This is a genomic window from Paenibacillus sp. Dod16, from assembly GCF_049893405.1.
Classification (GTDB): domain Bacteria; phylum Bacillota; class Bacilli; order Paenibacillales; family Paenibacillaceae; genus Paenibacillus_AQ.
In genome coordinates, this window is the sequence record NZ_JBNDYG010000025.1 from 64,236 (window position 1) to 86,845 (window position 22,610).

Below are 22,610 nucleotides of genomic sequence, written 5' to 3' on the forward strand. Positions count from 1 at the left end.
TTTAAACCGTCGTAACGGATCTACGCAATAATCTCCACTCGATCCATGCGTAGACCAAGCCGACTGTACCGAACAGAATAACGGCGGTACTGACATGGAGTTCATATTCCTGTATGAATCGAGCATCATAGCATTCGTAGAACAGGAACCCCCCCACCCCGGCCCACATCACGGCATACAGCAGAGCATACAGGAGAAGTGAAGCTCTAACCCATCGCATGCTGCCGATTAGCCACGATAACGGAAGCACGATCACCGGATATACGAGCGATGACAGTAAGATCGGGATGATCACCAACACGAAACCCAAATTACGAAGGCCGTAATATTCCGTCGTTGCAATCTTATATCCTTCGATATACTCCAAGCCTACGATCGCACCGGTAAATAGAAATATAAATACAAACCACAGCACAAAATATCTGGCAACCCGCAAGGTGTACACCGCCTTGTCCGTTTATGTCATAAACGATGCGGGCCGAAAAAAGTTCCGTGTAATTCCATTCCATATGAATAAAAGTGCTGCTAGCTTACTCCGCAGGTTCACCAGCGGCTTCCCAGCGGTCGATTTCCTTGCGAACCCGAGGGGCGACTTCGGTTCCCAGCAGTTCAATGGCTCTCATGACTTCGTCGTGAGGCATCGTTCCCACGGGCACGTGAAGCATGAAGCGGGTAATGCCCACATGCTTGCGCAGATGAATGATTTTTTGGGCGACCGTCTCCGGGTCCCCGACATAGAGCGCACCTTCGAAGCTTCGAGCCGCATCGAATCTTGCGCGGTCATAGAATCCCCAGCCCCGCTCCCGTCCCAACACATTCATGCTGGCTTGGGTGGATGGGAAGAACTTGACCGCTGCCATCTCCGTATCTTCCGCAATAAATCCATGGGAATGCGAGCCGATCGGCAGCTTTGATACATCATGTCCCGCATGCGCGGCCGCTTCTTTATACAGCTTAACCAGCGGCGCAAACTGCAGGGGACTGCCGCCGATAATCGCCAGTACCAGCGGCAGACCGAGCAGGCCAGCGCGCACAACCGATTCCGAATTGCCTCCGCTGCCAATCCATACCGGCAGCGGATTCTGAACCGGGCGCGGATAGACGCCTAAGTTATGAATCGCAGGGCGATGCCCGCCCTGCCAGGTTACTTTTTCCGACTCGCGGATTTTGAGCAGCAGCTCCAGCTTCTCCTCGAACAGCTCATCATAATGGCTCAGATCGTAGCCGAATAACGGGAATGATTCGATGAATGAACCTCTGCCCGCCCACAACCGCAGGCGATGATGCCGCATAATCCTTACGATGATGCTCACCTACCCCATATACATCCAATCCCACCTGATCAGCCAGGACGATTTCCTCAACAACCTCACGCAGCCGCTGCGCGTGGCTTATCACTTCGCCTGTCTTCACATCCGGCCAAGTCTCTACGAACGAGCTAACCCCAATCTCCATCATAATTTCCTCCTATTATGCTTTGCCGCGAGGCAGAACCGTGGCAAAAAAGGTTATCGTTGTTTCATGCCATCGGGCAGTCAACATCGTTATCTATCATTCAATTATCTTTATATTGAACTTTTAGCTTGGGTTTTTCAAGTTACAAGTTAACTGATAACTCGAATTCAACCGATTCCATTCATAAATAATACAAAAATGGCCGGAATCCACGCGGATTCCGGCCATTCATTCTACCTTTTAACGATAGATTTAAAATTGGTTTATTGTTTCGATGCCAAGTATTCCTCTAGACGATCCCAGGTTTGCGTTACGCCCTCTTCCATCCCCATATCCAGCACGGTTTTAAGAGCCTCCGGAGAATCGTACACTGCCCGGTTGATCAGCTTGGTCTWCCCATCCTGCTCCACAAAGGTCATCGTAGAAATAGGAGCAGGCATTCCCTCTGCAATGGTACCTTCCGCATCGGAGAAATAATCGATAAGGACAATTTTCTCCGGCTCTTCGATCTCCTGGTACACCGATTTGCCCCAGGATTCCATTCCGTAGAAATCGCCCTGGTTCTTATCCAAACACTTCATGCAGTAATGCCACGAGCCGCCTGGACGGAAATCCATGTTGGATACGGTAACCTCCCATCCGCGAGGCCCCCACCATTGCTTCAGATGCTCTCCATCCGTAAATACCTTGTATACCAGTTCTCTTGGTGCATTAAATACACGTTCCAATACAAGTACTTGCCCTTCAACCCGCGTAATCATTTGGTTTGTCATTATAAATTCCTCCTCATATTAGGTGTTAATCCTGTTTCTTACCTGTTCCTTCCGATTGCAGTTTCTCCAAGTATTTATCCAAGTTGTCAAAGCGCTCGTTCCATATGCTTCGGTAGTTATTCAGCCAATGGTCCAGTTCTACAAACGGCTCCGACCGCAGCATATAGTTCCGCCGATTCGCCTCCGCCCTTACCTCCACCAGCCCGGCTTCCAGCAGCACCTTCAGATGCTTGGAGGCTTGCGGCTGCCGAATGTCAAGACGTTCAGCAATTTCTCCTACCGTTAAAGGCCCCTTCAACAGGAGATCCACAATACGAAAACGGTTTGGTTCGGCCAAAGCGTTAAATGTTGTTAGTTCCATCTTGTAGTGATGACGGGTACAGACCCGCTGCTATAGCGTGTACGGTGATTGTCAGTTCTCTCTGTCCACGTCACCATCATCACCTCTTTTTTTTGCTGATTTAATGGTGTGCCGTATTTCCTGATAACAATATACCACAATAGGAATATTCCTGTAAAGGAATATTTAAGTTATTTTTTGATTTTTTTTCACAACACAAAAAAAGCAATAAACGCGGGTCTTTTACTTGACCACGTCTATTGCTTCTTGTCATTTATCCTTCGTATTCCTTACTTAAAGAACACCTTGTCTATATTATATTTGGCCTTGAATTCATTAATGATATAGGTCTCATAGATCTCTCTATGAACGGCGTCTTCAATGATGCAGACCTCGATTCTTGTAACCTCATCCCGATGCTCCTTGATCGGAGAGACGCTATCTTCAAAATGCTTCTTGATCCGCGGTCTTAGCTTTCTTGCTTTGCCAACAAACAGGAGTTCCTCCTTGCTGTTGTAGAATATGAAGATCCCGCCCCGATCTCTTGGAATCAGGTGGAAATCCGTAAATCCGTAAATGTGGCTCAACTCCGGAGCCGCCTGCTTGGTAATGGTAACGTCCACCTTGGGAATGGTTATATTGATCACGACTAACGCTCACTTCCTCAATCATATATTGATCTAAATCGTATCACTAATCTGCTTATTTGCCCATGCGGGAAATTCAAGAGCACCTCTCTATAGGCATCCGCATAGGATGGAAACTAGGTATGACTAATAACGATGGGGGTTTTTTTCAATATGAGCATTCAACATTCCGGACACCAGGAACAAACCTTATATCAAGCTGAACCCAACATGACGCACAACATCAAATCGGTTCGCGATCATATTCACCATCTATGCGGGCAGCATGCGAATCAGCTGGTTCGCGTCGAAACGCTCGACGGTGATGTTTTTGAAGGGACGATCATGCATTGCGAGAAGGGGATTCTGTACTTGAGTCTGTCCGGGTACGAAAACCAGCGCGGCTTCGGCCCCGGTTACTATAATAATGTCATTCTCCCCCTAGTTCTCTTCGAATTGCTTGTCATTACGCTGCTGTATACCTAGAATTTGGGGACTGCAGCCATGCATGCCTTAGTTTCAGCTTCAAGAGCAATTGCCAACCTATATAACCCGATTAAGGAGTGAACCCAATATGGCATTTATGCCGCCGCAAGGACCTCAGGGACCACAGCAAGGGCCCTTATCCCCACCTCCAACCACGATCCCCCAACAACCTTTGGCCAGTACCTTTGCCGTTGACCCGGGAGCGATCACAGGATGTTTGTTTCGCATCACCTATATATGGCCGAGATTTGGGCCTGGCTTCTGGTTTTTTCCGACCTTCGTCGGCCGCACCTCGGTCGCCGGTTTCCGATGGACGGGAAGAAGATGGGTCTACTCAGGATTCGACTTAAGAAGAATTGAGTCGTTCACCTGTTACTAACCTTATCATCAAGGGATGGAGTCAGCAGGTACGATCCATGGCCCCAGTAATCCGTCCGCTCATCAAGAGAGTGCCCCTGCGGCGCTCTCGAACTTTTGCATCATGGACAAGCTTTCCTTAGCAGGGCTCCTTTTCAGGGTATCCATTTTCCCCCAAAAATAAAGTTCTTGATTATCCTCCGACAACATTAAATAATATGTAACAGTCCCTCTTTAAAACCGATAATGGAGATTGGGATTATAACTTTAATAAACACAGCAGAAAGGTTGACTTGAACACCACGGAACTATCGCAGCACGCCACTGGGAAAAAAGGCGCGAAAGAGCCCTTTCCCATCTCTATACTGTCTTTAACCGTTGGCGCTTTTGCCATTGGCATGACGGAATTTGTCATCATGGGAATACTCCCTAATGTCGCAGATGACCTGAATGTCAGCATTGCATCGGCCGGGCAGCTGATTACAATGTACGCCCTTGGGGTAGCCGTAGGAGCCCCTATTCTAACGGTTCTAACCCACCAAATACCGCAAAAAAAACTGCTCCTGCTGCTCATGGGCCTATTTATTCTGGGTAACGGCATTTCGGTCTTTGCTCCGAGCTATGCCGTTCTTATGGGTGCCCGAATGCTGACCGCGCTGACGCACGGTACTTTCTTCGGCGTGGGAGCCGTCATTGCTTCGAACCTGGTGCGGCCGGACAAGCGTGCCGGGGCGGTATCCATCATGATGGCTGGATTAACGATAGCCAATATCATCGGGGTTCCGATCGGCACCTTCATCGGCCAGACGATGGGCTGGCGCGCTTCATTCGGCGCAATTGCCGTTATGGGGGTATTGGCATTGATCGGCATCCTGATCTTCATTCCGAAGCTGCGGCAGGAACAAGCTTCCAGCATCGCTCAGCAAATTACAGCCCTTATCAGACCGCAACTCCTTCTCTTCCTGCTGATCGGGGCGCTTGGCAACGCCGGCCTGTTCGCTGTCTTCACTTATATCGCACCGCTGCTGATTGAGATTACCGGCTTTGCCGAACCAAGCGTCACCTGGATTCTGATCCTGTTCGGTATCGGCGTAACCGTCGGTAATATCGTGGGCGGCAGGCTGGCCGACTGGAAGCTGCTGCCCTCCATTCTGGGTGTTTACTTTGCGACAGCCGTCATTCTGACCATCCTCACCGTGACGATCCATAACCCGGTCACCGCCGTGCTGACCATCGTATTGTGGGGAGCTGCCTCTTTCGCCGTTATGCCGGGAATGCAGGTGCGTGTCATGAGTCTGGCCCAGTCCGCTCCCGCTCTCGCCTCTACGGCAACCCACTCTGCGGGCAATCTCGGAAATGCTGCAGGGGCCTTTATCGGAGGGTTGGTCATTACCCATCTAAGCTTAACGGCCCTGCCTTGGGTGGGGGCTGGTTTGGTGGGACTCGCCTTCATTCTGGGAGCAGCTTGTTATATGTATGAGCGCAAGGCCGTAACGGTTAATGCTTAGTCTGTCCCGATAGATAAAAAACTCTCGTTACCACACGAGGCACGAACCATGTTGAAAAGGCGTAACCGGCCATTGCACCCCGGTTACGCCTTTTATTTATATATTCGTTGATTCTTCTGCGATTACAGAGCTTTGATCTCCAGCAGCTCGTACTTAACGATACCCATCGGCGCATCCACGTTGACCTGATCGCCTACTGCTTTGCCCATTAGCGCTTTACCAAGTGGACTTTCATAGGAGACTTTATTGTTCAATACGTCGGCTTCTGCCGGTCCTACGACCTGATATTCAAGCTTCTCCGCAAACTCGATGTCGTTCAGAACGACATTCGAACCAACATTCACCGTTTTCGAGCTCACTTGATTGGCGTCGACAATCCGGGCGTTGTTGAGTGTTTTTTCCAGGATGATGATGCGCGTTTCCATAAACGCCTGGTCGTTCTTGGCCGAATGGTACTCGCTGTTCTCCTTCAAGTCACCATAGCTGATCGCGAGCTTGATCCGTTCCGCTAACTCTTTGCGTTTTACATACTTGAGGTCATCAAGTTCTTCCTGGAGTTTATCATAGCCCTCCTGGGTCAAGATCAGTTCTTCTGCCATGTTCATCACATCCACTTTTTAATTTCTTACTTCTAGTGTACTCTTTATTTCGAAAATAAGCGAAAACTTTCTGAAAATCGATGGATGGAATATTTGGTAATTAAAACCAATTACGGGATTGCGACTACCCGAATTGAACCACTTGGACAGCTATATGAAGGATTATTTTAAACAAATCAGGATCGTTGTATACCCAAAAGAGAACCAGAATAGCCCCTGATTTCTCCGCAAGGAGAACCAGGGGCTATGCAAGGTAGATGGAATGCCGTGGCCTATCGGCACATGCATCCGCCTGCTATGATATTCACCGCCAATACCTTACGAACCCGCTTCGATATCAGCCTTCAACGCATCATACTGCTCCATCAGCTCACCCATGATCGGATGCTCACCGGCAATGCCGGTATATTGGGAAGCTGTGTCGCTTGCACCGATATCCCGGACGGATGCTTGCAGCTCCACACTCTCCGGATCTTCCGGAACATCGAACATCAGAGCCGCTGCCATGGATTTCGCCAAGCTCTTGTACGCAAGCCCGCTTTCGAAAGCCAGCATGGCTGGCGACACCAGGCGGTCGCCCGGGGACAGCTTCCGAATCGGGGAGCGGCCTACGCGAGACACCTCGTCGGTCAGCGCCGGATTGCGGAACCGCTCCAGGATGGTATCGATATAGGCTCCATGCTCGGAAGGATTGAAGCCGTGTTTATGCACGAGCGCAGCCCCCGTCTCCTCCAGCACCGCACGGACATGACTCGCTACCTCTTCGTCCTTCATCGCGTCCTGAATGGTCTCGTAGCCCTTAAGAAAGCCTACATACGCTGCTGAGCAGTGTCCGGTATTTACCGTGAACAGCTTCCGTTCAATATACGGCTCCAGGCGATCCACATAGTGAATGCCCTCCACAGGGATATAGTCCTTAAACATCTGCGAGCGGTCCACCGCCCACTCATAGAACGGCTCCACCACGACCTTCAGACGGTCCTCATGCTGCTGCAGCGGCACAATCCGGTCTACGGCCGCATCCGGAAAAGCAACCCGCTGATCAGCCTTCTGCTTCGTTTCATCATCAAGCTTCCCGTAGACGTGCTCTTTCAGCTGCGTGCTGCCGCCGATGGCATTCTCGCATGCAATAATATGAAGGGGAGCGGCCGACTCCGCTTGCAGCCGGAGTTTCAGCCCCTCGGCAATGGTACCGGCGATGAACTTCAGAATGTTCACGCCTACCGCTGTTGTCACGAGATCCGCTTCCGCTACTGCACGTGCAGCAGCTTCCGGCTCCGAGGCGCTATTGAGTGCCGTGATGCCTTTAACGATCGTGGTCTCCTGTCCTTCGCTGGCCAAGGTTACGGGATACTCCCCGCGCGCTTTCAGCTCCGACACCAACTCTTCATTCACGTCGATGAAACAAACCTCGTAACCGGCTTGTGACAGCAAGAGCCCTATAAAACCGCGTCCGATGTTCCCTGCTCCAAAATGGACTGCTTTCATGCGCCCATTCCTCCTTCGAAGATGGCCAGAATCTCCTCTTCGCTGGAAGCGTTCATCACCTTCTCAATGCTCTCATCGTCCGTGAAGATCATGGCCACATTCGTCAGAATCTCCATGTGGTCACCACCGGCAGCCGCGATACCAATGACAATAAACGCCGGCTCATCTCCTCCGAAATCTACGCCTTCCGGGAAGCGGACGATGGATAATCCCGTCGAGATTACCATGCCTTTAGCCTCTTTGGTGCCGTGGGGAATCGCGAGTCCTCCGCCCATATACGTGGAGGCAATCTCTTCGCGTTCCAGCATTTTATCTACGTAATCTTCGGATACATGGCCTGCCTGCACAAGCAGATTTCCCGCCATGCGGATGGCTTCGCTCTTGTTATCAGCCTTTGCGTTCAGTACGACTTTATCTTTGGACAGTATGTTACTCATGTTGGTCTCCTTCTTTCTATGGTCTGTGATTGAAAAAATGCTGAAGCTCTTCCGCTAAATAGGATCGGATTTCTTCCTCGCTGCCCCGCTCCATCAGCTCAATCAGCTCGGAGTGAAGCAGCATGGCGCTAATTTCACTGAGCACCTCTAAGCTCTCCTTCGGAAGCTGCTTCGGTGCCAGCATCAGCAGTATGACACCCGCCTCCGCCCCGTCCTCCAGCGGCGCTCGATGCGTTAGCCGGAACAAGGTTAGCGACGGCCAGGTAATATGGCGGCTGCGCGTATGGAACAAGGCCAGCGTCGTATCCGGAATGAGCTGGGTGCCCATCCGTTCGCGCTCAAGCAAACGCTCCTTCACCTTCTCCGCATCACGAACAGCCCCGCGCTCAACCACCTTAGTCAAAGCTTCGCTCAAGGTGCCCTGCAAATCATCCTGCCGATTATCCAGGTGGTACACATGAAAGCCATCCAGTAGCGATACAATCTCGTTCATCAGGGCTGCCTGCATGCGCAGACGCTCGAATGATGCAACCTTACGCTCTTCCTCGATGCGCTTACTGGCAGCCATGCCCGCAGCCGGCTTCAGGGATGTGCTCTGGATAAATTGCAGCAGCGCCTCTTTATCATCCGCCGTGAGCAGCGGACTTAATCTCACATACCGATCCTTCGGCAGCGGAAGATCAATAGTCGAAATAATAAGGTCATATTGCTCCTTCGGTATCCGGGCCGCTTCATACCACGAGACGTTGCCGAGCACCTCAATCTGCGGCATCTCCTTATTCAGCCGGGTCCCGAGAAGCCTAGAGGAGCTAAGACCGCTGGAACATACCAGGATGGCCTTCAGATGATGTCCCAGCTGGTTCAGCCGTTCGCTGGAAGCACCGAAATGCATAACCAGAAACCCGATTTCTTCATCCGGGACAATCATGTCCATCTTCATGTCATCAACTGAACGACGGACGATTCCGAACAGCTCCTCATAATCCTTCCGGATCGGGCTCAGCAAGGGATTCCGGATCCGGGTCCCTTCCCGAATCCGTTTCATGGCAGCCCCGATGTGCTCCACCAGACCTGCCCGCAGCGTGCGGTCCTCCTGGAACGGAATGCCGGTGCGCCCCTGAACTCGTTCGATAAGACGCTGAGCGATTTCCACCATCTCTACATCCGTGTGAGCCAGTTCGCTGATCTCGGACATGTCCTTGGCTGATTCGAATAATTGAGCTATATATTTCATTTCAGGATCATTAAAATCAATCTTCAAGGTTTGGCCTAGGCGACTCGCAAAATCCTGTGCCTCCTCCACCGACGAGGAGGATTTACCATATGCCGTAATATCCGTTGTCTCAATGCTCCGCCCCTGCTTGATCCTGTTTACGGAAACCGATAATGCTATGAGCATCGCGGTATATGCACCTTCGCTAAGCCCCTCCGTCCAATCCCAGTTCATATCCCATAAACATTTCTCTACATCCAGCAGCACCGGTTTATCAATCATGGAGAGCAGACGTGCGGTCACAGGCTCGTTATGATCACGATATCCATCCCCGACAAGATCGGAGTAATCCAAATATTCCTCGACAAGCCGACAAATCGCCGACCGCCTTACGCCTTCCGAGCCTTCAATCTCGATACCATAGCCTCTGCGGCGAATTAGGGTAAGGTTAAACCGCTTCATCCATGGCTCCAGTTCATCCAGGTCATTACTGATCGTCGGCACGGTGACCTTTAAACTATGGGCCAAAGCAAACAGTTTGACGGGCTCATTCGCCTCAAGCAGGGCGCAGAGCATGAGGATTTTGCGCTCCTCCACGGAATAATCGGCCGGCTTCCCTGTAAGCAGGCTTTTCCGCAGCTGAGCCATGTCCTCAGGCGTCTCCTCTTCCAGCCGGATGCCCGTGCCCGACTTTTTATGAAGCAGAACGCCTGTGCCCTGCAGTTCCTTCTCAATCTCCTCCATTTCCCGGTGAACCGTCCTGACGCTGACCCCGACCTCAGCGGCTATTTCTGCAGCCGTCATGCCCTCGTTCCTGCTCATCAGGAGCAGAAGGATTTGTCGTTGGCGGGCAGTGATGTGTCCCAGACGCATGGCCCCCTTCTTCATGAAATGAAAGACAACGCCGGCGTTGCTACGCCAGCGTGTCATATGGTTTTAGGCTTATGTTAGTCTTTGAGTCGTTCCACCAGCTCATCATATCTCGGACTTTTCAAGAAGTTGTCGATGGAGATATGCTCCGCATTCGGATTCTTCGCGATGGCCCGCTCGGTGAGTGTCTTCTGGGTAATGACGATATCCGCGTCATCCGGTATTTCACTTACCGCCGAGTTCACAACCGTAATATCGACGCCCGCCTGCTGCAATTTCTTTCTTAGTACCGAAGCGCCCATCGCACTGGAGCCCATGCCGGCATCGCAAGCAAACACGATTTTGTTCACATTCTCTTTGTCCAGGTTAGCTACAGCCGCCGAAGCAGGAGCGACTTGGTCGTTCATACCGCCGGCTTTCATTTCCTGCATTTTGGCGGATGCTTCTTCAAGATTCGGCTCTTCGTCGGTCTTTTTGCCTGTTTTGAGCAGTAATGCCGCTACAGCAAAGGAGACAATCGTTGCAACAAGAACACCGGCCAGGACCGATATCAAGCCGCCTTTAGGCGCCATGGCGAAGTAAGCAATGATGCTGCCCGGCGACGCTGGGCCCACCAAACCGGCTCCAAGAATCTGGAAGGTGAATGTTCCGGCAACGCCACCCGCGATGGCAGCCAAGATCAGAACCGGCTTCATCAGAATATACGGGAAGTAAATCTCATGAATACCGCCCAGGAAGTGAATGACAACTGCCCCCGGTGCGGAAGATTTGGCAGATCCGCGTCCGAAGAACCAATAGGCGAGAAGAATGCCAAGTCCCGGACCCGGATTGGATTCCAGCATATACAGGACCGATTGACCGATCCGTGCCGACTCCTCTGTAGCGATCGGACTGAAGATCCCGTGGTTGATCGCATTGTTAAGGAACAATACTTTTGCAGGCTCAACGATAATGTTGACCAGCGGCAGCAGATTCGCATTGACCAGTACGTCAACACCGGCTGACAACGCTTGGGTAATCCCTTGTACAAGCGGCCCGATTCCGGTGTATGCGACCAATGTCAGCGCGCCGCCAATGATCCCGAGCGAGAAGTTATTCACCAGCATTTCGAAGCCGGATTTGATTTTGCCTTCAATCAGCTTGTCGAACTGCTTTAATACCCATGCGGCCAGCGGACCGACGATCATCGCGCCGAGGAACATCGGTATCTCCGCCCCGACGATAACGCCGACCGTGGTAACCGCACCGATCACCGCACCGCGTTTGCCATGGATCATCTGCCCGCCCGTGTAACCGATCAAGAGCGGGAGCAGGTACTTGATCATCGGGTCAACCAGCGCTCCCAGATTCTCATTCGGGAACCAACCGGTCGGGATGAACAGAGCCGTAATCAGACCCCAAGCAATAAACGCACCGATATTCGGCATCACCATACCGCTAAGGAGACGGCCGAGCTGCTGTACCCTTACGCGAATGCCTTTGGAAGCGTTTGTATTTGTCTCGTTGGACATCGTATAGACCTCCTAGTCATATTTGAAAATAAAACGGAATGTAGTTGTGTGTCGCTTTCATCTGACATCTCTATGTTAAGTCAGCCCGGCAAAAGGCTCAACGAAAGGAAAAGCGGGTTTCGTCAAGAATATTGTTGACAACTTTTAAAAGGATCATGTCGTTTTTATGAAAATACCGCCACACCGCGGTTTCATTCGTAGGGCAAGCCTGTCCATTGATCAAGACGCTAGCCATGAACGGCCGATACAAAAAAGAAACGTCGAGCATCTCTCGGCGCTTCTTTTGCTTCAGCATCCTTTATTCTTCTATACAAAATGAGATAACACGAACACAGCCGGCGAGTTCCAATAGATGGCCACCTCGTTGGTAGAATAGCTCTCCATCACATCGGCAAAAGATGCTGCGGGCGCCTTGCCTGCCAAGTGCTCACGCGCATAGTCATCGTGAAGCCCCTTGTTCGGTCCGCCGGAGACGAGGCCCGGCACCGGCTCCTCCACGCCATCGCCTTCGGAAGGACGATGATGGGGGTGCAGGATGGGCTTTGTCCCATACCCGGTCACATAACTCATCCCCGTCACGTTAGCCCCGAACACATAGTGGATATGCTCGTGAACATGCCGATCATAATCTTCGGAACCTGACAGTCTTCCCGCCACCAGCAGAAGCATCGCGTGATTCAATACCACCATATTGCTGCCCCAAATATATTGATCCGGCAGCAGCGAGATCCCATAACCGTCCCGATCACTGACAGCGGCAAGCTCATCCGCACGCTGAAGCAGACCCGCCATCAATTCCCGTGCCAGCGCGGGCTCCTCTTCCCGCTCCGACATCAGATAGGCGAAGGTTCCATAGCCGCCCATGTCCGCCCAACCCAATTCGTATTTCCCGAATGAGTCCTGCCTGGCTAATGCTTGAAAAGCATCATGGTACCGCGCCTCGCCCGTTGCGCGGTATAACTCTGCCGCGGCCCAGTACCGTTCATCCGCATCCTGGCCGTCGCCGTACTCACCTGTAGCGATATCTGGCGGATTGCGGAATCCCGGCATGTTGGGATGCGCCTCCAGCCATGCCCAAGCACGTTCTGCTGCCTGCAGACAGCTTGCGGCGAAGGCTTCATCATAGGGGAAATAGATCCGCGATGACATCGCCATGACTCCGGCAAAACAACCGGTTGCCGTTGCAGAAATCGGTGACAGATACAGCGGAGCCGTATCGTCCTCCGGCATAACGTCTCCCGCCGGAAACTGCAGGGTCGTGAGTTTATGGAACACACCTCCCGATTCCTCCTCCTGCATGCGCTGCATCCATTCCAGCTCATACCGGCACTCATGAAGCACATCCGGCATGCGACCGTCGCTTTCCGGCAGTGGCAGCTGCTGCGCGAACGCCTCTGGATAAAACTCAAAAGCCAGCAGCAGGTCGGCTACCGCTTTGGCACCGGGAACGACATACTTGCCATAGTCACCGGCATCATGCCATCCTCCCCAGGCATCCACCTGCCGCGATTCGTCTCCATGGACGATGGCGGGCGTAAGATGACAGGCTTCGTGTTGCCAGGGGCCGGCATGCAGCTCATCCAGTTTCGTCCCGCAGCGGAAATAGTAAAACGCTTTCAACAATGCGCGGTGCGCATCCTCGAACACCTCGTCAGCTATGACGAAAGGCAGAGACGCTTGCCCCTGCTCCGTCTCAATCCGATACGTGCCGGGCACTGCCCATGCGGCGAAATCCCCCCGGCTTACCGTCTGCCCGCTGGCCACATCCTCGATGGCGGGTGATGTATGGCCCTGCCAAACCACCTCGCCATTCAACGCATGGACGATATAAAACCGTCCACCCTGACCGGCAATGACGGCAACCTTGGCATCCTGGCTGCGATAGCCTAGCTGGTTGACCGCAATGCTGTTATGCTGTCCATGCTCATTGTTCATGCTCCCCTGTTCATCCCTTTCCGATTGTCGTTTCGAAACTTCCACGCTTTACAACTTCGATAACGATTGCCAATCCCCTCTCATCCGCTCTATAAAATGCTATGCAAAATGAAGAAAGCCCTTCCTGCCCATGAGGAAGAGCTTGTCTGGTGTGTATTTTTAGCCATCGGCTTGCGTCTGCAAAATATAACCTTTTCCCCGGATGCTCTCAATGTCCAGAACGTCTCTCGTCTTCTTACGGACCCGATAAATCAGCGCATTCAGCTCCTCCGAGCTCACATCGGGCACTTCATCCGTTCCGTAGCTTCGCTCGGGCCAAACGCAGGCCTTGAGCTGATCCTTGGACACAAACTGTCCTCGGTGGTTGAACAGCAGCTCCATGCATTTGTACTCTTTTTCCGAAAAAGCATACACATCCTCGCCGTATACCAGCTCCTGCTTGAACGGATTCAACCTAAGCCCGCCTGAAGCCTCGACTGCAGCCAGCTGTTTGATAAGCGGTGTAATGTCCATCGTCTCATCCATGCTGAGGATGGAGAAGGATAACACGATCAGATCTCCAGCGAGTACAATGGTATCTCCATGCTGGAGGGGAATTTCATCATGGGAAGCCAACCGTTCCTGATTGACGAAGGTACCATGCTTGCTGTTCAGATCCTTAATGCTGAACTTCCCGTTTCGATACAGCAGCGCTGCATGCCGCCGGGACACAAAGATATTATCAAACGCGATATCCGGATCAAAATGCTGGCCCTTGCGGCCAAGCACCGTTATGGGTTTGGTCAAAGCTATAACGTCCCCACGCTCGTAGGGATTCCCCCGCTCCACCATCAAAAAGGAGGATTTGTCCATCATGCTCCCTCCCGTTCTTATATGCTGCTCATTGTGTTTATCAGTTCGCTATTATGCAATTGTTATGATCCAGCTATTGAGTATGCGCCCAAAATCACTAAGATTTATGGAAGAAGGATTTAATATAGAGAACTTAGATAGAGATAAATATAAATCTACTACTGCATATTGTATACGATTTTGGGGGATTGGATCATGCGAAAACTAAAAAGATGGAAGAAAATCATACTGTTTTTTCTCGTGTTGTTTGTATTTCTGTTTGTAAATAATACATCCCTGTTCACCAAAGACCGCGACGCCGAGCCGCTGCTGCTGGCGCATCGGGGGCTTGGCCAAACCTTCTCGATGGAAGGCATTCAAGCTGACACTTGCACCGCCTCCCGCATCTATGTGCCGGAGCATGCTTACCTGGAGAACACCATCCCGTCCATGAAAGCCGCATTCGAAGCAGGCGCCGATATCGTCGAGCTGGATATCAAGCCAACCAAGGACGGACAGTTCGCCGTGTTCCACGACTGGACCCTGGAATGCCGCACCAACGTGGAGGGCTCGGTCAAGGATTATACCATGGAGCAGCTAAAAAACATAGACATCGGGTATGGTTACACCGCCGATCAGGGAGCCACATATCCTTTTCGGGGAAAAGGAGTCGGGCTGATTCCGTCGTTAGACGAGGTCTTGGAGGCATTTCCTGACGGTTCATTCCTGATCCATATCAAAAGCACCGACCCCGAAGAGGGAAAACTCCTGGCAGAGTATCTGTCCGGACTGCCGATGAAGCGTCTCAGCCAGCTGACCGTATATGGGGATGACGAACCGATCCAAGCATTAAAATCACAGCTCCCCTCCCTACGCGTCATGTCGATGGGCACGCTGAAGAGCTGTCTCGCATCCTACGCCGGAGCCGGCTGGAGCGGCTACCTCCCATCGGTCTGCCGCAACACCCAGCTGCATATCCCGGAGAAATACGCCCGTTACTTGTGGGGATGGCCGGATAAATTCCTGAACCGGATGGACAGCATCAATACACGGGTCATCCTCGTCGCCGGGGATGGCGGCTGGTCGGAAGGGTTCGACTCCGTGTCGGATTTGGAGCGACTGCCGGAAGGCTACAGCGGCGGCATTTGGACGAATCGGGTCGACGTTATCGCCCCGGAGCTGACCATCAAGAAGAATGAATAATCGAAGGGAAAGCCCCTCCGCCCCGCTGCGGGGCTTTTTTTATTTTCACGGGGTGTAGGGCAAAGTTTTTGGGACGTTTTTACCGATTACTATTAATAGGGGTCTTTTAGCCTAATTTCATACTAGAATCATTGAATATATAGGAGTTGATATTTTGGCCAGGGAAACAGAGAAAAAAGGAATGGCGTGGTTTAAGAGTGCCCGCTCGAATCAGAACCAGCCCGAGAAGAACAGTACCGAACAAGAGGATATTGCTGTAACGGCAGAAGAAGAGGCGGCTTATTCCGCGGAGCCAGAACTGCCCGCTGCAGAAGGAAACAAACCTCTATTCTCCAAGGATAATCAGGACAAGATCGGCCTCGATGTCATTGTTTCGATCGAGAACATGCTGAAGGAACGGCAGCTGCTGGCCTATAAGAATAGAGGCCTCGAGGATCAGCTCTTTACCGCGAACGAGACGATCAACCGGTATAAGCATGAGCAGATCAAGAGAGATCAGCTGGTTCAGGAGAAGAACAAGGAAATCCGCGAACTCGAGAACGTGCTGACGAACAAACAGATGGCCTACGATCAGCTGCTGGAGGATTACAAGGAATACCAGTTAACGTCGAACCTGGCGTATGAGAAGCTCTCCAATCAGCTCGAAACGGAGACCGCCAAGTACAACAAGCTCTATGAGGAGTCTAACAACACCCAATATCAGAGCATGCTCAAGATCAACTCGCTTGAAGAGAAGGTCCGGGAGCTGGAGATTGCCAACCAGAAGTACGCGGAGCAATACCAGAATATCCTGGATGATAAAGCCAAGCTGATGCAGACCATCAATGATTTTACCGAGAAGATGTCCTTCTCCTTCTCACCGAAAACCACGGCTTCCAATACACCATCGGAATAATCTTACCCGCATGAACAGCTAGAGAAAGGGGGGCCATCATGTCAGAATCCTATGGCAGAATCATAGAGCTGCTGGCGATCGAGAGGGATACCGAAGCATTCGGTCTACGAATCAAGCTATCCCTAATAGAATCAGCGGAGCCATTATGGTTAACCGATAACGAGACCATAGCGAATATAGCAGCCGTGACGGAGTTCGACGGGGTTCATAAACACCGAATATCCTTACATACCGCATGGGATGCAAACAAACAGCAATACATAGGTTCCATTACGCGTACATATCGTGAACATAGTGAGCGGTTTTCATTTGCCTGCTCCGTTCCGTTCAGGAACGAATTAGAGTCAATTAAGAAGATCCGGCATGCAGATGACTTGCATACGCTGCCTTTCCTCTCCACGCATCGATCCGAAGCGGATCAGCCCGAAGAGATACCAGCCGCCGAAGAGGACCTGAAAACCAATCGTTTCGCAAGGAAACGGCGCCATCTTCCGCTTAAGCTGGTAAGCGCCATCATGATGAGCTTGGTTTTTGTTGTGTTATTAAGTTCATTTAATTACTCGTATCCCGGTGATATTAAGCCTTATCCTGCAGTAACGGCCACTGCGGAAGCAGAGACCGTTACCCAATTGCTTGCCGAGAACCGGAGCGCCATCATCGCGAAACCCGTGGCAGCCTCAAAGGAGGAAGCAGCGGAGAGCAGACCGAAGGAGAGTAAACCGAAGGATAACAAACCCTCTGCTTCCATTCCACAGCTAGAGCTGGAGAAGTTCATCTCGTTTAGCCTGCCCAAAGGGTATGTAGCCCTTACATTTGATGATGGGCCATCGAAGCACTCTATCGATATTATGAATGTCTTAAAAAACCACGAGGTTGGCGGAACGTTCTTCTTTGTTGGCACCAATGTAAAAAAACATCCCGACTATGTCAGGGCCATCCATGCGAACGGATACTCTGTCGGCAGCCATTCCATGACTCATAGCCAGCTGACAAGCCTTACCTATGAACAGCAGCAGGCAGAGGTGACCCGCGTGTCCGACCTCATCGAGCATATTACCGACGAGAAGCTGGTACTCTTCCGTCCGCCCTACGGTGCCTTTGACGATCGGACCGAGGCGTTAAGCCAACAGCAAGGCAGTAAGATGGTACTCTGGAACCGGGATCCCGAGGATTGGCTGACCCGCGACGAGGATAAAATCCTCGAGTATGTCCAGCACATCGAAGCTTCCGGCTCCATCATCCTCCTGCATGAATCGCAGGCGGTTGTGGACGCCTTGCCGAAGATTATTAAGCACCTGCAGGATCAGGGACTCACGATCGTCAGTTTGCAATAGCGAACCTATCCTTTAAGAGAATGCCGTATCCGTTGTTCTGCAAACATCGGGTACGGCATTTTTATGGATAAACGAACGATGGGGCCTCAGAAGCTAAATTTATTCGTTCGGTCTTCTTAAAGGCTTTAGGAACGCAAGCGTAGAATAGTATGTTCGAGGTGAACCTATGACAACCCGGATTTCCCGCAAGAAGGCCATTCTTGCGATCATCGCCATTCTTGCTCTAATCGGCGTCGTCTTCATCGCCTACGCTATCATCCATAGCAAGGAGAACCCCGACGTGACAGCAGCGTTTATTGAAGAGCATATGACCAACGATAACGGTACCATTGCTACCTATCTCAAGCCCGCTTCTTCCGAGAACCCGGACATCGTTGCCGGGAGAGAAGCGTTATCCGAGTCGCTCGGACTTTGGATGCAGTATGCTGTCTTATCCGGCGATCGAGCCCGGTTCGATGATAGCGCCCAGCTTCTTACAACCTATTTCCTCCATAAGGGTCAGGAAACTTATATCCGGTGGAAGCTCAGACCAGACGGTCAATCCGAGGTAACGACCCATGCGCTGGGCGATGATCTCCGAATCCTCGATGCCCTGCTTAAGGCTTACAAACTCTGGGACCGGGACGAATACCTTCAATTGGCGAAGGAGATCGGCTCATCATTGCAAGCATCTGCCCAAACCCAAGGATACTTCGTGGACTATCATGATTTTGAACGGAATGCATCGGCAGCCGTGTTAAGCCTGGTCTACGCTGACATATCGGCACTGCGCGAAATGCAGAATAACGGAATCCTGTCCCGTCAGGAGTATAAACAGTATCAGGACCTGCTCTCCCACATGCCTTCTGACGGCATCTTCTATCCCAAAACCTATCAAATTCGCTCCGGTCAATATGAGTATGACGCATCGGTCAATCTAATCGACCAGCTGATCGTTGGCATCCATCTGGCGGAGATGGATCATCCGCCGAAGGAGCTCATACAATTCTTGAAGGGAGAATTCCAGAAGAATCAGAAGCTGGCAGGGCGCTACAACCGGAAGACAAGAAAGCCTGACGCGGCATACGAGTCACCTGCCGTCTACGGACTGGCTATTATCCTGGCGTCAAAAACGAATGACCTCCCTTGGGCCCGGGAGCTGCATGATCGAATGATCCAATTCCGAGGCCAAGATCCCGCTTATCCGGGAGGGTATGTGTTTGATGGGAATACGCATGCTTTTGATAACCTGTTTCCTCTGCTCGCGGAGACGCTGCTAGAACCAACCGTGAAATAATCCGTCGTCGCTGCAATCTTTGATCTCTTTACAGACTCTCGATGAGCATGTACACCCCTGTAAAGATTAAAATGATATAGGTGAATATCTGGAATACTCTCTGATTAATGACAATGAATAGTCGCTGTCCGATCAACAGCCCGACGAACACCAAGGGAAGCGCAATTCCACTCGATACCCAGACCGTCTTGCTCGTTCCCGCCACGATCACCTGAATGATCAAACTCAGGGAATAGATGAACAAATAGAAGGCGAGTGTCGTCCCTCTGAGCTTTGCCTTCTGCGTGTCGGTGCCCGAGAAATATAACAGCAGGGGCGGACCCGGCATTCCAATGCTGGTCGTTAGAGAGCCTGAGAGCCCCCCTACCGCCAGGTCCCTGCCATGGCTCTGACGGATTCTGAATTTTAGCATCAGCATGACGGTTAATGCCAATATGATCAGACTAACGCCTAACTTCAGATAACGAATATCGATAAAGGAAAAAATAACGATGCCGAGCGGGAGTCCTGCCGCACTTCCGATCACCAATCGCTTGAGGATGCCATAGTCGATGTCCTTGCGTATCCTCGCGATTAGGGCAGCCGAGATGACAAGAGAAAGAATTAAATTAATCTGAATAGCCTCGTTAGGCTGGAACAAGAGCAGCAGAAACGGCGTAGCCAGGATAGAGAACCCAAATCCGGTGCTGGTCTGAAGAATGGACGCCACGAAAATAATGACCGCAAACAGTATAATATCCACGCTGCACCTGCCTTCTTCACGTATTGCGGGAGACTCCTATTTGAGGCAACCCCATCCTACCATTGTAACATAATGGAATCATCGGCACGGGTAAGTCGGGGTACTTAATTTGTGCATGTTGTGCACCAAATGTAAGACGCGTGCCTTGGTTAGATGAGAACAACCCTCCAGGATTGGAGGGTTGTTGTTACCATATATACACGATGATATTCGATATGCACATTATATCTTTTTAACAAATTCCGATTTCAATTTCATAGCTCCGAATCCGTCGATTTTGCAATCGATATCGTGATCGCCATCGACTAAACGTATATTTTTCACCTTTGTGCCGATTTTCAATACAGAGGAGCTGCCTTTTACTTTAAGATCTTTGATTACCGTTACAGAATCGCCGTCGGCCAGCACATTGCCGTTCGCGTCTTTGATGACCTTCGTATCTGCATCATGCTCTCCTTCGGACTCCAAGGTCCATTCATGAGCGCATTCCGGGCAAACCAGGAGGTTTCCATCCTCATATGTATATTCTGAATTACATTTCGGGCAATTCGGCAAAGTAGACATCGTTTCGTATTCTCCATTCGTTTTATACTAACTATACCCTATATTAGAAACCTATGCTGGCCAATACCCATACTTCGGTTACCGAGGATTAAGCCTTTCCGCGGACACCGTAGAAGAACATATGAACCATTCCCTCCAGGAAGCCTTCCATATCATCACTTTGCTGGGCCATAGCCAGAATCGATTCAAGAGCACCCGGATCGGGTGCCCTCTCTTATATATTCCATTCGTCCTCTTCCAAAACCCACCTACCCCGTTATGATCGACTTCGCCTTCTCCAACGCCGAAACAACCTTGTCACACCACATATCAAACTCTTCATCTTCCCGTTGATGCTCTGGATGGGACAAGATATAGTTCACCGTTTGCCTGATTCCTTGATCCGCCCGGGTGGTTGCCACGAATTCAGGGACAAGCCGCTTGAGCTTGGCGTTATCAAACACAACGGTATTCGCTTTGTCCCCCAACAATGAACCTCTAAAGTCCTGCGTGCTGGTTGCATCCAAAAATTCCGAGGACACGTGCACCGCATTCAGCTGTACGCCCAGGGCATCCGCAATGATTTGGTAGATCTGATTCCAGGTGAGCGACTCGTCGGAGGTAATATGCACCGACTCCCCGATGGCATGAATGTTGCCCATCAGACCGATGAATCCTTTTGCAAAATCGCTGTTGTGCGTCAACGTCCACAGAGACGTCCCATCCCCATGAATAATGACCGGTTTATCCTCCAGCATCCGCTTCACGACCTGCCAGCTTCCTTGGCTGCCGTGCACGCCGAGTGGAATGGACCGCTCATCATACGTATGGCTAGGCCTTACGATTGTTACCGGGAAGCCATGTTCCCGATACTGCTTCATCAGATAGTCTTCGCAAGCGATTTTATTCCTGGAATAGGCCCAGTATGGATTGGATAAAGGCGTGCCTTCCGTAATGCGATAATCGGATAGTGGCGTCTGATAGGCGGAAGCGGAGCTGATAAATATAAACTGCTTGGTTTTTCCGTTGAATAGACGATAATCTCTCTCCAGATGGGCCGGTTCGAATGCTATAAAGTCGGCCACAATATCAAAATCGAGAGGCTCAATAAGTTTCGCCACTTGGTCTTCGTCATGAATATCGGCCTGCAAAATATGTGCGCCCTCGGGCAATGTGTCGTTTCGGTTCCCTCGGTTGAGCAGGTATAACTCGCATCCCTGTTCCAGCAGCTGCTTCGTAATCGCCGAGCTGATCGTTCCGGTTCCTCCAATAAACAACGCTTTCATAAACTGCACCTCCGCTAGCAATAATGAGAAGACCTGCAACTTGACCTTCTAACCTTTACGATAGCATGGGCACGGTTGCCATTACAATTTCCAAAAAGGGTTGGCCAGCAGCAAGTTGGTTATTTGCACACCGCCAATGCAGCCTCTAAACGGCTCCTATGTATCGAGAACGGTTTACGTGCCCCCTCTTTACGCAATACCCCTTCAGACACCAGTTGATTGATGATCGGCGTTACGGTTTCTCGTATGCTGCCTGTCATGGTTGCCAGCTCCTGATGGGTAAGCTCGATCTCTAGCGGGGCCCATTCCCCTGCAGCCTTCGAATCTGGTGAGAATTTGGTGGCCAGCTTATGCAGCAAGAATAGCAGACGTTGTCGCACGCTCCCGTAAGCCATATACTCCAGCAGTTCTTCCATCTCTTTTAACCTGCCAGTTACGAGTTCAATGTACTTTAATGCCAGATCCGGCTGTTCGCTGATCAACCTTCGGAATTGACGGCTCTCGATTTCACAAATGACGGTGTCTTCCATCGTGATGGCAAACATGGCGGATCCCGTATGAAAGGATGTCATTTCCCCAAACAGATGCCCAGCGCCCAAAATATCAAGCGTCAGCTCCTTCCCTTCTGCCGTCAGCTTATAGAGCCGCACCTTTCCCGATTTTACGATGTACAGTACCTTCGGCTCCATATGAGGAGAGGCTACCACGGTTCCTTTGTTACGGATTTCAAGTGGCGTCACATGGTTCAATTGCAGCAGCTCTTCTTCGCTAAGTCCATGAAACAGATCCATTCGTGATAGATATTTAATCATCTCCATACCATGTTTCGCCCTTTCGCTGTGTATTCTGGACTACATACTCCAATGTTTTGTGGCGTGTAAACTAATCCTCGACAGGATGAG

The 22,610-nt window shown here is 51.1% G+C and carries 22 protein-coding genes and 1 pseudogene; 6 read left to right on the top strand and 17 right to left on the bottom strand.

Annotated elements, in window-relative coordinates; translation table 11 throughout:
- Position 1 precedes the first annotated feature (1 nt).
- The 5 genes and pseudogenes from ACPV3A_RS18210 to ACPV3A_RS18230 all read right to left on the bottom strand — a co-directional run bounded on the left by ACPV3A_RS18210 (position 2) and on the right by ACPV3A_RS18230 (position 3,215).
- Entirely contained in the window at positions 2-436 is a 435-nt protein-coding gene (locus ACPV3A_RS18210; RefSeq protein ID WP_426200515.1) for a hypothetical protein, read from the bottom strand.
- Between the two features lie 94 nt (positions 437-530).
- Positions 531-1,455: pseudogene (locus tag ACPV3A_RS18215) on the bottom strand (LLM class flavin-dependent oxidoreductase).
- Positions 1,456-1,718: 263 nt separating this feature from the next.
- Complete coding sequence (locus ACPV3A_RS18220; RefSeq protein WP_426200516.1) at positions 1,719-2,228, bottom strand: SRPBCC domain-containing protein; 510 nt, start codon at positions 2,226-2,228, stop codon at positions 1,719-1,721.
- Positions 2,229-2,253: 25 nt separating this feature from the next.
- Positions 2,254-2,589 (bottom strand): ArsR/SmtB family transcription factor, encoded by a 336-nt coding sequence (locus tag ACPV3A_RS18225; protein ID WP_426200517.1) that lies wholly within the window; start codon positions 2,587-2,589, stop codon positions 2,254-2,256.
- A 269-nt stretch (positions 2,590-2,858) separates the two neighbouring features.
- Positions 2,859-3,215, bottom strand: a complete 357-nt coding sequence (locus ACPV3A_RS18230; protein WP_426200518.1) for a nucleotide excision repair endonuclease — start codon at positions 3,213-3,215, stop codon at positions 2,859-2,861.
- A 153-nt stretch (positions 3,216-3,368) separates the two neighbouring features.
- On the opposite strand from ACPV3A_RS18230, the gene ACPV3A_RS18235 reads away from it, so the two are divergent.
- Positions 3,369-3,680, top strand: coding sequence for a hypothetical protein (locus ACPV3A_RS18235; protein WP_071220554.1), 312 nt, complete (start codon positions 3,369-3,371; stop codon positions 3,678-3,680).
- A 650-nt stretch (positions 3,681-4,330) separates the two neighbouring features.
- Positions 4,331-5,545, top strand: a complete 1,215-nt coding sequence (locus ACPV3A_RS18240; RefSeq protein ID WP_426200519.1) for an MFS transporter — start codon at positions 4,331-4,333, stop codon at positions 5,543-5,545.
- A 122-nt stretch (positions 5,546-5,667) separates the two neighbouring features.
- On the opposite strand, the gene greA is transcribed toward ACPV3A_RS18240, so the two are convergent.
- From greA to ACPV3A_RS18280, 8 genes are all read right to left on the bottom strand, one after another.
- On the bottom strand, positions 5,668-6,144 hold the full coding sequence (greA, locus tag ACPV3A_RS18245) for a transcription elongation factor GreA (protein ID WP_071220557.1): 477 nt from the start codon (positions 6,142-6,144) through the stop codon (positions 5,668-5,670).
- A gap of 318 nt (positions 6,145-6,462) precedes the next feature.
- The gene (locus ACPV3A_RS18250) at positions 6,463-7,632 is read right to left on the bottom strand and encodes a mannitol-1-phosphate 5-dehydrogenase (protein WP_426200520.1); all 1,170 of its coding nucleotides are present in this window, start codon (positions 7,630-7,632) and stop codon (positions 6,463-6,465) included.
- Positions 7,629-8,069 (bottom strand): PTS sugar transporter subunit IIA, encoded by a 441-nt coding sequence (locus ACPV3A_RS18255; protein WP_426200521.1) that lies wholly within the window; start codon positions 8,067-8,069, stop codon positions 7,629-7,631. The genes ACPV3A_RS18250 and ACPV3A_RS18255 overlap by 4 nt, the downstream gene beginning before the upstream one ends.
- Before the next feature lie 16 nt (positions 8,070-8,085).
- The gene (locus ACPV3A_RS18260) at positions 8,086-10,155 is read right to left on the bottom strand and encodes a BglG family transcription antiterminator (RefSeq protein ID WP_426200558.1); all 2,070 of its coding nucleotides are present in this window, start codon (positions 10,153-10,155) and stop codon (positions 8,086-8,088) included.
- Between the two features lie 74 nt (positions 10,156-10,229).
- On the bottom strand, positions 10,230-11,663 hold the full coding sequence (locus ACPV3A_RS18265; RefSeq protein WP_426200522.1) for a PTS mannitol transporter subunit IICB: 1,434 nt from the start codon (positions 11,661-11,663) through the stop codon (positions 10,230-10,232).
- 97 nt (positions 11,664-11,760) lie between these two features.
- Positions 11,761-11,958 (bottom strand): hypothetical protein, encoded by a 198-nt coding sequence (locus tag ACPV3A_RS18270; protein ID WP_426200523.1) that lies wholly within the window; start codon positions 11,956-11,958, stop codon positions 11,761-11,763.
- Positions 11,959-11,969: 11 nt separating this feature from the next.
- The gene (locus tag ACPV3A_RS18275; RefSeq protein ID WP_426200524.1) at positions 11,970-13,598 is read right to left on the bottom strand and encodes a glycoside hydrolase family 9 protein; all 1,629 of its coding nucleotides are present in this window, start codon (positions 13,596-13,598) and stop codon (positions 11,970-11,972) included.
- A 159-nt stretch (positions 13,599-13,757) separates the two neighbouring features.
- Positions 13,758-14,453 carry an FHA domain-containing protein gene (locus ACPV3A_RS18280; RefSeq protein WP_426200525.1) on the bottom strand — a complete coding sequence of 232 codons (696 nt, stop codon included), beginning with the start codon at positions 14,451-14,453 and terminating at the stop codon, positions 13,758-13,760.
- Between the two features lie 192 nt (positions 14,454-14,645).
- Between ACPV3A_RS18280 and ACPV3A_RS18285 the strand changes: the two genes are divergently transcribed.
- The 4 genes from ACPV3A_RS18285 to ACPV3A_RS18300 all read left to right on the top strand — a co-directional run bounded on the left by ACPV3A_RS18285 (position 14,646) and on the right by ACPV3A_RS18300 (position 19,137).
- On the top strand, positions 14,646-15,632 hold the full coding sequence (locus tag ACPV3A_RS18285) for a glycerophosphodiester phosphodiesterase family protein (protein ID WP_426200526.1): 987 nt from the start codon (positions 14,646-14,648) through the stop codon (positions 15,630-15,632).
- A 154-nt stretch (positions 15,633-15,786) separates the two neighbouring features.
- On the top strand, positions 15,787-16,527 hold the full coding sequence (locus tag ACPV3A_RS18290) for a hypothetical protein (protein WP_426200527.1): 741 nt from the start codon (positions 15,787-15,789) through the stop codon (positions 16,525-16,527).
- Between the two features lie 38 nt (positions 16,528-16,565).
- Positions 16,566-17,861 carry a polysaccharide deacetylase family protein gene (locus ACPV3A_RS18295; RefSeq protein WP_426200528.1) on the top strand — a complete coding sequence of 432 codons (1,296 nt, stop codon included), beginning with the start codon at positions 16,566-16,568 and terminating at the stop codon, positions 17,859-17,861.
- A gap of 166 nt (positions 17,862-18,027) precedes the next feature.
- On the top strand, positions 18,028-19,137 hold the full coding sequence (locus ACPV3A_RS18300; RefSeq protein ID WP_426200529.1) for a glycosyl hydrolase family 8: 1,110 nt from the start codon (positions 18,028-18,030) through the stop codon (positions 19,135-19,137).
- Positions 19,138-19,165: 28 nt separating this feature from the next.
- Here ACPV3A_RS18300 and ACPV3A_RS18305 read toward each other — a convergent pair whose 3' ends face one another.
- The 4 genes from ACPV3A_RS18305 to ACPV3A_RS18320 all read right to left on the bottom strand — a co-directional run bounded on the left by ACPV3A_RS18305 (position 19,166) and on the right by ACPV3A_RS18320 (position 22,526).
- Positions 19,166-19,879, bottom strand: coding sequence for a sulfite exporter TauE/SafE family protein (locus ACPV3A_RS18305; RefSeq protein WP_194540150.1), 714 nt, complete (start codon positions 19,877-19,879; stop codon positions 19,166-19,168).
- A 222-nt stretch (positions 19,880-20,101) separates the two neighbouring features.
- Complete coding sequence (locus tag ACPV3A_RS18310) at positions 20,102-20,443, bottom strand: zinc ribbon domain-containing protein YjdM (RefSeq protein ID WP_216533668.1); 342 nt, start codon at positions 20,441-20,443, stop codon at positions 20,102-20,104.
- A 248-nt stretch (positions 20,444-20,691) separates the two neighbouring features.
- Positions 20,692-21,708 (bottom strand): SDR family oxidoreductase, encoded by a 1,017-nt coding sequence (locus ACPV3A_RS18315; protein ID WP_426200530.1) that lies wholly within the window; start codon positions 21,706-21,708, stop codon positions 20,692-20,694.
- Positions 21,709-21,827: 119 nt separating this feature from the next.
- On the bottom strand, positions 21,828-22,526 hold the full coding sequence (locus ACPV3A_RS18320) for a Crp/Fnr family transcriptional regulator (RefSeq protein ID WP_426200531.1): 699 nt from the start codon (positions 22,524-22,526) through the stop codon (positions 21,828-21,830).
- Positions 22,527-22,610: the final 84 nt, after the last annotated feature.